This window comes from Streptomyces sp. NPDC027189, assembly GCF_055566975.1.
This window is the reverse complement of sequence record NZ_JBVHRI010000030.1, coordinates 92,151-104,342: the sequence shown is the minus strand read 5'-3', so window position 1 is coordinate 104,342 and position 12,192 is coordinate 92,151. Positions and strand designations below refer to the sequence as shown.

At 68.8% G+C, this 12,192-nt stretch carries 11 protein-coding genes and 2 pseudogenes; 7 read left to right on the top strand and 6 right to left on the bottom strand.

The genetic code is table 11. The annotated features are described in order from the left end of the window. A pseudogene (locus ACZ4RZ_RS42655) lies at positions 1–189 on the top strand (ABC transporter permease); the annotation flags it as partial. Positions 190–678: 489 nt separating this feature from the next. On the opposite strand, the gene ACZ4RZ_RS42650 reads toward ACZ4RZ_RS42655, so the two are convergent. The 6 genes from ACZ4RZ_RS42650 to ACZ4RZ_RS42625 form a co-directional block, all read right to left on the bottom strand. After that, entirely contained in the window at positions 679–1,011 is a 333-nt protein-coding gene (locus ACZ4RZ_RS42650; RefSeq protein WP_467752937.1) for a 4Fe-4S binding protein, read from the bottom strand. 312 nt (positions 1,012–1,323) lie between these two features. Then, positions 1,324–2,706, bottom strand: a complete 1,383-nt coding sequence (locus ACZ4RZ_RS42645; RefSeq protein ID WP_467752936.1) for an LLM class flavin-dependent oxidoreductase — start codon at positions 2,704–2,706, stop codon at positions 1,324–1,326. A 33-nt stretch (positions 2,707–2,739) separates the two neighbouring features. Next, a complete protein-coding gene (locus tag ACZ4RZ_RS42640) occupies positions 2,740–3,792 on the bottom strand; it encodes an aliphatic sulfonate ABC transporter substrate-binding protein (protein ID WP_467752935.1) in 1,053 nt (350 codons plus the stop codon). Between the two features lie 59 nt (positions 3,793–3,851). Next, complete coding sequence (locus tag ACZ4RZ_RS42635) at positions 3,852–4,592, bottom strand: ABC transporter ATP-binding protein (RefSeq protein ID WP_467752934.1); 741 nt, start codon at positions 4,590–4,592, stop codon at positions 3,852–3,854. Further along, positions 4,589–5,479 carry an ABC transporter permease gene (locus ACZ4RZ_RS42630; protein WP_467752933.1) on the bottom strand — a complete coding sequence of 297 codons (891 nt, stop codon included), beginning with the start codon at positions 5,477–5,479 and terminating at the stop codon, positions 4,589–4,591. Before ACZ4RZ_RS42630 ends, ACZ4RZ_RS42635 begins: the two co-directional genes overlap by 4 nt. Then, positions 5,479–6,375, bottom strand: coding sequence for a TauD/TfdA dioxygenase family protein (locus tag ACZ4RZ_RS42625; protein WP_467752932.1), 897 nt, complete (start codon positions 6,373–6,375; stop codon positions 5,479–5,481). Before ACZ4RZ_RS42625 ends, ACZ4RZ_RS42630 begins: the two co-directional genes overlap by 1 nt. Positions 6,376–7,178: 803 nt before the next feature. Here ACZ4RZ_RS42625 and ACZ4RZ_RS42620 point away from each other — a divergent pair. The 6 genes and pseudogenes from ACZ4RZ_RS42620 to ACZ4RZ_RS42595 form a co-directional block, all read left to right on the top strand. Continuing rightward, a pseudogene (locus ACZ4RZ_RS42620) lies at positions 7,179–7,367 on the top strand (P-loop nucleotide/nucleoside kinase family protein); the annotation flags it as partial. Between the two features lie 4 nt (positions 7,368–7,371). Beyond that, positions 7,372–7,644 (top strand): hypothetical protein, encoded by a 273-nt coding sequence (locus tag ACZ4RZ_RS42615; RefSeq protein WP_467752931.1) that lies wholly within the window; start codon positions 7,372–7,374, stop codon positions 7,642–7,644. A gap of 693 nt (positions 7,645–8,337) precedes the next feature. Further along, entirely contained in the window at positions 8,338–9,843 is a 1,506-nt protein-coding gene (locus ACZ4RZ_RS42610; RefSeq protein ID WP_467752930.1) for a helix-turn-helix domain-containing protein, read from the top strand. Continuing rightward, the gene (locus ACZ4RZ_RS42605) at positions 9,840–10,289 is read left to right on the top strand and encodes a helix-turn-helix domain-containing protein (protein WP_467752929.1); all 450 of its coding nucleotides are present in this window, start codon (positions 9,840–9,842) and stop codon (positions 10,287–10,289) included. The genes ACZ4RZ_RS42610 and ACZ4RZ_RS42605 overlap by 4 nt, the downstream gene beginning before the upstream one ends. A 300-nt stretch (positions 10,290–10,589) precedes the next feature. After that, the gene (locus tag ACZ4RZ_RS42600; protein WP_467752928.1) at positions 10,590–11,303 is read left to right on the top strand and encodes a ParA family protein; all 714 of its coding nucleotides are present in this window, start codon (positions 10,590–10,592) and stop codon (positions 11,301–11,303) included. 344 nt (positions 11,304–11,647) lie between these two features. Continuing rightward, on the top strand, positions 11,648–12,154 hold the full coding sequence (locus ACZ4RZ_RS42595) for a hypothetical protein (RefSeq protein WP_467752927.1): 507 nt from the start codon (positions 11,648–11,650) through the stop codon (positions 12,152–12,154). Positions 12,155–12,192: the final 38 nt, after the last annotated feature.

Below are 12,192 nucleotides of genomic sequence, written 5' to 3'. Positions count from 1 at the left end.
GCCTCCTCACCCGACCTGGGCGTCGGCCTCGGCCAGCTGCTGGAGAACGGCCGCAACGCCAGCTCCATGCCGATGGTCTTCCTCGCCATCTTCCTCATCCTCTTCGTCGGCATCGCCATCGACCTGCTCATCTTCACCCCGGTGGAGCGGTGGGTACTGCGCAGCCGCGGTCTCCTGGTCACCAGCTGAACGAACAGATCGCGATCGGCACGGGACGCGCGCCCGACCCCGCCACACCCGGCACACGGCACCGGCTCCGCAGAGGCAGGCATCACCCCCACAGCGGAGCCGGTCCTGCTGTGCGCGGAGGAGACGGCCCCACCCGCACGTGTTCCACGGTGTGCTGACCCGGTCCGCCGCGCGCCGCTCGGGGAACGAGAGCCCGGGCTCGCCGTCAGTGCTGCCCGCCAGCCTGCGCCAGGTTCAGCAAACGCCCGGACCACGGTCAGCCCGCGAACCGACCTCACGCCGTCGCGCGGCGACTGACCAAGCCAGAGCTTCTGGGAGTCCAGCGAGGGTACGCACCGATGTCACCCACCGGATCGCGGTCCGGATCGTGCCCCAGGATGACGACGGTGTCCGGCCCAGAAGGGACGCAGGCCGCCCCACGCCGGGAACGGTCGCTCGTTACTCGCCCAGGTCGTTCGGCAACCGAGAAATCCCGTTCAGCGGGATCGGTCATGGCTCAGTCGAGGAACTCGGGCCCGACCGCGGTCCGGGCGCCCTTCCCCTGCCCCAGCCGAGCTCACGGCGATATCCGCCGAGCAGGCTGGCCTCCTCAAGTTTCCGTACATCATGGAAGCGCGAGCCGGGAGCGACCGCGATCACCAGCGGCGCGACGAACAGCGCGTCGGTGGGGCAGTACGCCTCGCACTGGAAGCAGGTCTGACAGCTGTCCTGTCGCGCAATCACCGGAACGCCGTCAGGCCCGCGGTCGAACACGCGCGTAGGGCACACCACGATGCACCGGTCGCATCCGATGCAGCGGTCCCGCTCGACGATCTCGATCATGCGGCTCGACTTCCTGCGACGGCCGTCTGTCGCGGCGCCGACTCCGGGCGGCTCCAGACCTCGTCGAGCCCACCGGTGAGCAACCGGTAGTGCTGGGCCGGGTCCTGCGCCGGTCGGTCGAGGCGCTTGTGCATACAGCGCGACTCGGTCCGCTGCAGAGCCGCGTGGTACGAGCAACCCGGTAGAAGGCACCGTCCGGGATCTCCAGATCCAATCCGGAAACCGCGGTGAAGCCATCCCGGTACGTCTTGTTCAGACACTGAACGAGGAGCGCCGGCACTCTCCCGCCGCCCGGGGGGAGCACCGGGCGACTCAGGCACCGGGCACCTGGGTGACTGTCCGGTGGACCTGGTGGACCTGGTGGACCTGGTGGAACTGGTTGGCCGGTACCGGCAGTCCGTAGTGCTCGCGGAGGGTCGTTCCTTCGTACTCCTCACGGAACAGGCCCTTGCCGCGCAGGATCGGCAACACCTGCTCGATGAAGGTCTCCAGGCCCGAGGGCAGGGCGGGCGCCATGATGTTGAACCCGTCCGCAGCACCGCCCTCGAACCAGGTGATGATCGTGTCCGCCACCTGTTCGGGCGTGCCGATGAACTCGAAGTGACCGCGGCCGCCGCCAAGCCGCGAGATGATCTGGCGGACAGTCAGCTTCTCGCGTACGGCGAGCTCGATGATCAGGTCGGAGCGGCTCTGCGAGCCTTCCAGCTTGGGTCGCGCGAGGATGAAGTCCGGCAGTGGCTCGTCGAGTTCGAACACCGAGGGCTCGGTCTCGAAGACCGCTGCCAGCTGACGCAGTCCGTACTCCGGGACGCGCAGGTCGTCGAACTGCTTCGCCAGCGCCCGGGCCTCCGCCTCGGTCGACCCGATGTACGGGACGATGCCCGGCAGCACGATCACGCCGTCCGGGTCACGCCTCGCGGCCCGGGTCCGTGCCTTGATGTCGGCGTAGAAGCCGGCCGCACGCTCGTACGTCTGGTGGGCGGTGAAGATCGCCTCGGCGTGGCGTGCCGCGAAGTCCTTGCCGTCCTCGGAGGAGCCGGCCTGCACGAGCAGGGGGTAACCCTGCGGCGGACGCTCGACGTTGAGCGGGCCGGCCACCGAGAAATGCGTGCCCCGGTGGTCGGGCCTGTGGAGCCGGGCGGGGTCGGCGTAGCGCCCCGTGGTCTTGTCGGCGACGACGGCCTCGGACTCCCAGCTGTCCCACAGAGCCTTGGCAAGGTGCAGGAACTCGTCGGCCCGGGCGTACCGCTCGGCGTGGTCGGGGCGGTTGACGAGGCCGAAGTTGGCCGCCTCGTCGGCGCCCGCCGAGGTGACGATGTTCCAGCCGGCGCGGCCGCCGCTGACGTGGTCGACCGACGCGAGCCGGCGAGCGAGGTTGTACGGCTCGTTGTACGTCGACGACACGGTCGCGATGAGTCCGATCCTGCTGGTCGCCTGCGACAGCGCGGTCAGCAGGGTGAGCGGCTCGAGCTGGCCCGGCGGCCGGAACTCCCCCGTGCCGGTGATCGCCGGGCCGTCTGCGAGGAACAGCGAGTCGAACTTGGCGCTCTCCGCCAGCTGAGCCAGTTCGATCCAGTGCCGCAGGTCGAAATCCGCCCGCGGGTTGCTGTGCGGGAGCCGCCACGCCGCCTCGTGGTGGCCCGCCTCCATGAGGAAGGCGTTGAGGTGGAGCCGGCGTCTTCTCTGATCGCTCACGAGTGCTCTCCAGTCCGTTCGTGGTGCGCCGGCTCAGCCGACCGACAGCTTCGAGCTGTCGTAGCCGGCCGGGAGGAGGTTGTCGGTGATCGACGAGACGTCGACCTTCTTGGTGATCTGGCCCGCCTCCAGGAAGGCGTCGGCGAGCTTCTGCTCCGCCGCGATGTCCGACTTCTCCACCGGGGTCACCCGGGTCTCGAAGGCCTTCAGGGACGCCTTGGCATCGTCCAGGGGGATGCCCTCCTCCTTGGAGATCGCCTCCGCGTACTTGTCCTCGTGCTTGATCGCCCACGCGAACTCGTGGGCCAGCCGCTGCAGGACATCGGTGAGGGCGGCCCGCTTGGTCTTGTCGTTCAGCGAACTCTCACTCGCGACGTAGTAACTGCTCGTCTGGTCGATCGGCGGGAGACCCTTCGCCAGGATCCGCGCACCGTTCTTGACCGCGATCGCCGACTGCGGGTTCCAGATCGACCAGGCGTCCACCTTGCCGGTGTCGAACGCCGTGGCGCCGGCCGCCGGGTCGAGGAAGACCAGCTTCACGTCCTTGGGGGTGAGGCCTACGCTCTTGAGCGCGTTCAGCGCCAGACCGTGAGCCGAACTGCCCTGCGGCACAGCGATCTTCTTGCTCTTGAGGTCCGCGAGCGTCTTCAGCGTCGAGCCCTTCGGCACGATGATGTTCTCGTTCGCCTGGGTGGGCCTGAGGGAACGGTTGACGGCGACGACCTTGAAGCCGTACTCCTTCGCGGCGCCGGTGATCGGCGGTACGTCACCGACGCTACCCAGGTCGATGTCACCCGACGCGGCCGCCTGCACGAGCGGCGGGCCGTAGGTGAAGCGGGCGAACTTCACCTTGTAGGGCGCGTTGTCGAACACGCCGGTGATCTTCGCCAGCTCCTGGCTGCCGTCACCGCCGTTGTCGCCGATGGTGAAGGTGTACTTCTTCCACTCGGGGTGGCTGCCGGCGCCCGATCCGCTGGGGCTGCTCAGGGGCGCGGCGGCCTCCGACGTCGATGCGCAGGCGACGAGGGTGCTCCCCAGGGCGAGCAGGCCGACGGCGGCGACGATTCGGGAGGATCTTCTGGACATGGGTTCTCACGTGCTTTCTGTGCTGTGGTGGGAGAAGTCAGTGGGTGTGGTGGGGGAAGTCAGTGCTGGTTGGCCAGACCGAGGTCCTCCAGGAGCGCGGAGCGCAGTTCCTCTCGCGCGATGCTCGCCTCGCGGTCCGCGGCCGACAGCTCGACGAGGTGGGAGGTGCCGATGCGTCCGTTGCTCATGACGACGACGCGGTCCGCCAGCGCGATCGCCTCGTCGACGTCGTGGGTGACGAGCAGCATGGCCGCGTGGTGCTTGCTCCGCAGCGCCCGCACGAGGTCGTGCATGCGCAGCCGCGTGATCGCGTCGAGTGCCGCGAACGGCTCGTCGAGCAGCACGAGTTCGGGTTCCGAGACCAGCGCCCGCGCCAGCGACACCCGCTGGGCCTCGCCGCCGGAGAGCTCCTTGGGCCACGCCTTCTCGCGGCCCGAGAGTCCGACCTCGGCGAGCACGTCGAGGGCCCGCTGGTCGGCGTCCGGTCCGTGCAGGCCGAGGGTGACGTTGCGCAGCACCCGCTGCCACGGCAGCAGACGGTCAGCCTGGAACACGATCGCGCGCTTCGCCGGGACCTCCACCCGCCCGCCGTCGGGCCGGTCCAGCCCGGCCAGCAACCTGAGGAGGGTGCTCTTGCCGCAGCCGGAGGGGCCCAGCAGGACCACCAGTTCCTCGTCGGCGATGGTGAGGTCCAGGTCGTCGAGGACGACTCGGTCACCGAACCGGCGGACGACCTTCTCGACAATGGCTCCGGTCTGCCGGCGGGGCTGTGTGCTGTGCGTAGCAACCGTGGTGCTCATGCTGCCTCATAACTGGGGCGCCACCGCAGCAGCACCCGCTCGAGAACCCGGACGAACTGGTCGGCGAGCAGACCGAGGAGCGAGTAGATCACCAGCCCCACGAAGACCTGGTTGGTCTGGAGGTAGGTCTGCCCTTGAGTGATGAGGAAGCCGAGACCCTTGTCGGCGTTGACCGTCTCGGCGGCGACGAGGCCCAGAACGCTGTACGCGAGAGAGAACCGGAGGCCGACCAGAAAGCCCGGCAGGGCCCCGGGTACCAGCACCCGCGTCACCAGGCGCCTGGTGCCCGCGCCCGTCGTCCGCGCCATCTCGATCAGACGCTGGTCGACACCCCGGATCGCGGCGAACAGGTTGAGATACATCGGGACGCCGGCACCGAACGAGATCAGCAGCACCTTCGTGAGCTCGTCGATGCCGAACCACACGATCATCAGCGGCAGCACCGCCAGCAGCGGGATCGTGTTCAGCACCTGCACGACGCCGTTGAACAGATACTCGCCGCTGCGCAGCAGACCACCGAGCACCCCGGTCACGATGCCCACCGTCAGACCGATCGCGAGACCGATGCCGGCCCGTTGCAGCGAGACGGCCAAGTCCGGCCCGAGGACGCCCTGCTGCCACAGGTCAACAGCGGACTTCACGATGGAGGTCGGTGCCGGAGCGTAGGTCTTCGCCAGCACTCCGGCCCTGGCGAGGACCTCCCAGGCGATGAGGACCACGAACGGAGTCGTGTAGATCCCCAACGGCCAGCGCAGGCGCTCGCGGAGTGCGCGGAGCAGGGTCTGGCGGCGGGCGTCGCGCGGCAGGAAGACCTCACGCCCCGGCGCACTCGTCGTCTCGGCAGCCGCCGAGCCGACGGCCGGCCTCTCGAGGCTGACCTCGGTCATCAGGCAGCCACCTCCAGCACTTTGCTGTAGTGCGAGGCGTCACCGACGAGTTGCTCGCTGCGGCGGCCGTCGACGCCGACCGGCACATCTCCCGCGACCGTCACACGGTTGAGGCGCCGCGGGTGGTCGTCGTAGTTGTCCACCGCGTAGTGCTGGGTGATCCGGTTGTCGAAGATCAACAGCTGGTCGGGAGCCCAGGTCCAGCGCAGGATGTTCTCCGGGCGGGTCACGTACGACTGGAGGATGCGCAGCAGATCGGCCGACTCACTGCTCGACAGGCCGACGATCCGCTTGGCGAACCCGCCGATGAACAGCCCGCGTTCGCCCGTCAGCGGATGCACCCGCACGAGAGGGTGCTCTGTCTCGTACGGCGTCGAGACGAAGACCCGGTCGTATTCCTTCCGCTGTGCCGTCGTGCCCTGAGGGCGCGCGTAGTCGTACTGGTTGGTGTGCACGACGCGCAGCGAGTCCGCGAGAGCGCGGAGCGGCTCAGGCAGGTCGCGGTAGGCCGCGGCAGCGTTCGCGATGAGCGTCTCGCCGCCGTAGGGCGTGGTCACGATGGACCGGAGCGTGGTGAGCTGCGGTGGGTTGACCACGAAGGTGACGTCCGTGTGCCATTCGTTCGCCTTGGACGTCTCGCTGTCCACGGCGAGCACGTTCGTCGTACCGTCGGCGGCCGGCACGTTCGGGTGGGCGGTTGTCAGGTCGCCGAACCACCCGGCGACACGCTCCTGACTGGCGTTGTCGAGGTTCACGTTGTCGAACACGATCGCCTTGTGCTCGTTGAGGGCATGACGGAGCGTCGTGATCGTCGAGGGGTCGGGGGACGCCGTGAAGTCGACGCCCCCGATGACCGCGCCGATGCGGCCCGTGAGCTTGCGGACGGACGGAGGCATGAGGAGGTCCCTCTCAAGGAATGGGGCGCACTGCCGGGTGTTGAGAGTCGGAGTGAACGGGTGGTGGACAGCGATGAACGGCCACGAAGCCAGTACTCGGTCCGGTCGCGATGCGAGGGCCCGACGACGACGCGAGGAGTGCCGGACGAACTTCAAGCTGTGTGGTGTGGACGTCGTGCGACCGCACCGGTCAGCGCGCGCTGTCCGGGGTTTCTTGCGGAAATCCCGCCAGGCCCGCGCCACTTGCACGACAGGCCGTTGGCCCGTAGCTGACGGCACGTCCCCTCGCCGACCTCGAGCTGCGACGCACGTACTTCTCCCCAGGGGGAGAGCAGGAGCGGGGGAAGAAGGCGATCATGCGGTCGATACCGCGGTTCCTCGGGGAGACACCGCTGAGGCGGCGGCTTAGCACCGCCCCTTCCGGAGGTAGGCCTTCGGCGCACACCGGCCGCTACCGAGGGTCTCTTCGCGGATCAGCGACACACTTTCCGGATCAACGACAACAGAACGCGCTGGAGACGTGCGCCAGGTCGATGTGGCGCCTCCGAGTCAAATCCACGCGCGGGGTCATGGAACGTGAGTTGAGCAGACGCCCACCGCGTCGGTCAATAAGTTCCGGACAGGTTTCACATTGCGGATACCTGGAACTTCTCCGCCCCTTGGCCGGAGAGACAGACCGGTGGCACGACGACGGGGGCATTCACGACGCTGTAAGCGGGCCTGCCCTGCTGCGGTCACACCGCAGCATTTCACTCGTATGAACAGTCAGCCGTCGCGCCGCACCGCTCGGGCAGGATGTCTCCGTGCTCATCGTCATCGGCGGTCTGCCCGGCACCGGCAAGACCACGCTCGCCCGGCTCCTCGCCGCGTGGCTCGGCGCGGTCCACGTGCGCGTGGACACGATCGAGCAGGCCATCGTCCGCTCCGGCCTGGCGCGGCACCCCGTCGGGCCGGCTGGATACGTCGTCGGATACGCCCTGACCAAGGAGTATCCCCATGCACCTGGAACCGCGCCCAGGAACCGCCGGGCCGAGCCCGCACTTCCGCGAACTGAAGGATGCCGTGCGCGCCCTGCTCGGCCTGGACAACGACACCGCCGTCATAATCCGCCAACTCACCTGCAGCGAACCCGGCTACCCACCGCTGGAAACCGTCGTCGCCGTGCTGCCCATGGACGGCGAGGCCCACCGCTGGACACTCCACCGCGCCGCCGACCAGATCACCGAGAACGACCTAAGGGCGACCCTGCTCCACCACGGACCGAGCTGACCGGAACAACCGAACGGCTTCCTCGGCTATGGGGCATCGCGCAGGTGAACCTGCGCACCATCCGGACAGTCCCGACGTCCGCGCCGGCGACCAACAACAGACAGACCAACTCTCTGAACAGCCATTTTACGGAAGCCCTTTCGCCTGACAGAAGCCGCCTTGCCGAGTGGCCGCAAGCGTCACGACCCTGAGTCCAACCACGGCACGCGGGGCGACGGCGCCCCGCTCTCAGGGACAGGAACGCCATGCCTCACACCACCGCCTTCGCCAGGAACCAGTGGTACAGCTAGCGCACCTTTCTGACCTGCGCTTGTGTGGGGCGATGAGGCTGTGACCTGCTAGGACGGGTTGCAGAGGCGAGCGGAGGCAGTCAGAGGAAAACGCTCCGGTTCGACCCCGGTTCGACCCGGGTCGCTCAGAGACAGTCAGAGGCAACGTTCTCTCCAACTGGGCTCTGAGGGACCTGAGTTGGCCGGTGTGGATCAAGGGTGGACCACTCTGGCGGGGCTCTGTTTCGACCTCGGTCGAGCTGCGATGGGGACGTCTGCCTCCGCTCGGGGCCAGCCGTACGCGGCCTTCCAGGATTGCCGTCCTGGACGCCTTGGCCGGCACCGAGTGGAGGTCGGTTCCGGATGCCACCCGTGGTTTTAGCGGGCCTGGGTGGCGTCCACGTCTTTGCGAGACGACCCCACCGTGCCAGAAAGCATCCACCAGCCACTCCCCCAACGACACATCACCCACCTCCGCGGCCCACTGGGACTTTCCCGGTTGCCGTCGGCTGCCGCCGATCTGATCCTGCTCGGCGACCTCACCGGCCGCTACGCCACCGGCAGTTACAGCCGACTCGCCTTCGACGGCCGGACCGTGATCCCGCGCGGGGACCGCCAGGGCGCGGCCGAGCACGGACACCGGATCACTGCGGCCATCGCCTGCCACGTCGCCCGCGCCGGCGGCAGCATCGACCAGCTCACCCAACTCCTGCTGCACCCCGAGCACGAGGGCGGTCGGCACGCCCGACACATTGCGCTGCGCTCCGGGCAATCCCGCGCCCTGGACTACGTCCGCCGGGTGTGGGCCAGCGCGACGGAAGCGATCAGCACCACTACGGCGCTGGACTCCCGGCACCACGCATACGAGGTTCTCGCGGGCCTCCGCGACCGGATCGAGACCACCGCCTGGCGCGGGGAGCGGGGACGGACCGCGCTCCGCGTACTGCGGGCGCACCTGAACTTCGCCGAGATTGCGGGCGGTCCCCTGCACCACGCCAGTGAGCGGCAGACCGCCGAGGAAGCGGGCATCTCCCGCACGACACTGCGGGCGGTCTACGACACCGTCCTCAAGCCCCAGGGCTGGCTGCGCCGTCTGCGGGTCGGCCACGGTCGCGAGGGCTCGACCTGGTCCCTGGGCGACGGCAGCACCCTCAGCCACGGTGCCCCTGTTCTGCTGTCTCGTTTCCAGACCACTCAATACCCCCCCGACCCGGCACTTGGGGAGTGGACCACCCCTGAGACGGTCACGGTGGCCGACATCGACTCCACCATCCTCGGCCGGCTCATGGGCCACGACGCCTTCGCCCACCACGGCCTCGGCAGCGCCGCCCTCATGCTCCTCAGCGCGCTGCACCAACGCCCCGCCCAAACGGTCAGTGAACTCGTCGGCACCTCCTCCGTCTCCCGCGCGACCACCTACCGGACCCTGCAACGCCTCACCGACCACGCCCTCGTCCACCGCACCGGCGAGACGTGGACCCTCGCACCCCAGGCGCTGGAGGGCATCGGCACCAGCCGTCCTGCGGCTGACACCGGCCCGGACCCAGCTCCGGCACAGGGCTGGGACAAGGTCGCCGAAAATCACGGCACCACCGGCATCGCAGTCCGACGGCAAGCCCTGCACGCAGCCGAGCGCGCCGCCTACCGGGAGGTGCTGGAGCGGCGCGCCGAACACCGCAGCAGGGCCGTCGTGATCGAACGCGACGGGCACCAAGTCCTGATCCCGGCACCCCGTCCCGACGAGATCCCGCCCGCGTGGCAAGCCCCGAACGGACACGTCCTCGACCCAGCCACCGGACGCCCCTTCGCCGAGTGGCGGGTCGCCACCGATGGACGACTGATCCTCATCACCCCTTCCGACCAGCGCACCTATGACGAGCTGGCCGCCGCCCATGCCGAAGCCCTCAGTGAATGGGAGTCCGCCGCATGAACCAACAACCTCCACCTGCAGATGCCAAGAACGAAGAAGTCACCGCCCGGGCCCTGCGTGAGCAGTACGAGTCAGGTGCCACCGTCGCCGAACTCGTCGCCACCAGCGGGCTGTCCTACGGCACAGTCCTCAACCGCCTGCGCGAGGCCGGAACCGTGATGCGCACCTCGTGGCAGACCCGCAGGATGCGCGACGGGCAGGCCCGCCGCAAACTCGCCGCCCACCTGCGCCGCCTCTACGAGCAACACGGCGCGACCCTCACAGAGCTGGCCGCAGCGGGGTCGGTGACGCGTCGCGCCGCGGGGCGGCTGCTGATCGAGGCCGGGGGCACGCCCCGCACCACCCAGCAGACACTCCGCATCCGCTCCGCAACCGATGCCATAGCGCGTAAGAAGCTGGCGGTGTCCCTGCGGGCGCGGTATGAAGCCGGCGCCTCAGTACCCTAGCTGGCCACAGAGTGCAGTTACTCGGTCGCCACCGTCTACCGGCTCCTGCACGAGGCCAACACCCACATGCGGCCCCGGCACGACCACGGCCCCGCTCGCACCCGCGGGAAGCGGTCATGAACGGCCCGGACTGGCCCCTCGCCTGTCACGCCGTGCGTGCCGGTCAGCTGCCGACTCGCCAGCAGTGCCATCCCCGTTGTCGCCGCACGGCACGCGCTCCTCCTTCAGACCACTGCACACGTGCGCCACCACCAACCACACCAGACAACACCCCTTCCACTCCCCGGAGATTGAACCCACGTGAACGAAAACACTCGCCACAAAACCCTGGTCGCGGCCACCGACCGCGCCTGGGACGCCTTCGTGATCGTCGTCGGCATGCTCAAGGGCGGCACCGGCAAGACCACCTCCGCCTGGTTCATCGCCCTCTACTACGCCGTCGTCCTGGGACTGCCCACGCTATTGCTGGACGCCGATGCCAGCAGCCAGTCCGCCTACGACTGGTTCAAGGTTGCCCAGGCCGCCGGCTTTGCGATCCCCGAGAACCTGGTGGTCGAGCGGTACCCGTTCGACGACATCGCCGAGTACCTCCGCGACAAGCGCGCCGAGTTCGGCGCGATCGTGGTCGATGCCGGTGGCGGCAGCGCGAAGCTGTTCCACGAGGCTGTTACCGAGGCGAACCGGCTGATCGTGCCGGTCGCCCCCACCAAGATCGAACGCCGCAAGCTCGTCGCCACCTTCGACGAAGCCGAACGCGCCGCCACCCGCAACGAACGCGACGTCACCGCCCACGTGGTCCTGGTGAAGGCCGACGACCGCACCAGCCTGCCCCGCACCGCGAAGGACAAGCTGCTCCGTCCCACCCAGGGCGAGGGCATCGGCCCGGGCCGCGACGAGCCGTTCCCGCTCGCCGAAACCGTCATCCACTCCTGGGTGCACTACATGGAGGCCTTCGGCGAGATCCCCACCGAACTCAGCGAGTACGCCGCACTGATGAAGGAACTCACGGCATGAGCGAGCGTATGAAGCCCCCAGCCCGTCGTACCGGTCGCACTCTGGGGGGCGCGGTCAAGAAGACGACCTCTCCTCCCTCTCCGCCTGCCGCCGAGCTCACCCCCGAGCAGTTCGCTGCTGACCGTGCGGCCGCCCAGCGCGATGGCAGTCCCACGGCGGACGACCCGCAGTCTCCACCGGCTCCTTATGCCGTTCCCGACCACGAGGGGTCGGTGCAGAGCGGGAACGAGACGACGCCCAGGGCGCCGCAGGCGTCCGCGGCACCGTCCCCCCACCGCTCCGATGAGGCTCCGACGAGCGCCCCGGTGCAAGAGCCGACCGCCCATCAGGCATCTGGTCCGGCCGTGGTCACGCACGTTGCGCAGCTGGAATCCGATGGGCAGGTCCCGGCTGCCGAGCCTGCCCCACCTGCGGTCCAGCCCACGCAGTCGGCCGAACCTGTTGCCCATCACGGGCCGCCACCTGTGACATCCGCGGCTGCTGATGGGGATCCGGCCGCCGAGGTAGCGGTTCGCACGGCCGTTCCCCCGATGGCAGGCGGTACCGCGTTCCCGGTGCGGACCGAGGGTCCGGGAGCTCACCAGGAAAAGGACACTCGATCGCACGAGGCGCCCAGCGAGGGGACACCGTACGCACACGGTCCCGGCCGTCCCAAGGACATTCCCGAGGTCGCCGCCGTTCTCAACCAACGCATCATCGCGCGCGAGAGCCTCGACTCGTCCGTACCGGCCGTGCTGAAACTGAAAAAGCGGATCAAACGCTTCGCACTGGACAACGAAATCGATCACCTGCCCATCGGCGACATCGTCTCAGTCGCACTGGACGAGTGGCTCACCGCCCGCGGCTTCTGAACACGACCGCAGCACACAAGGCGGCCGCACCCACGCCA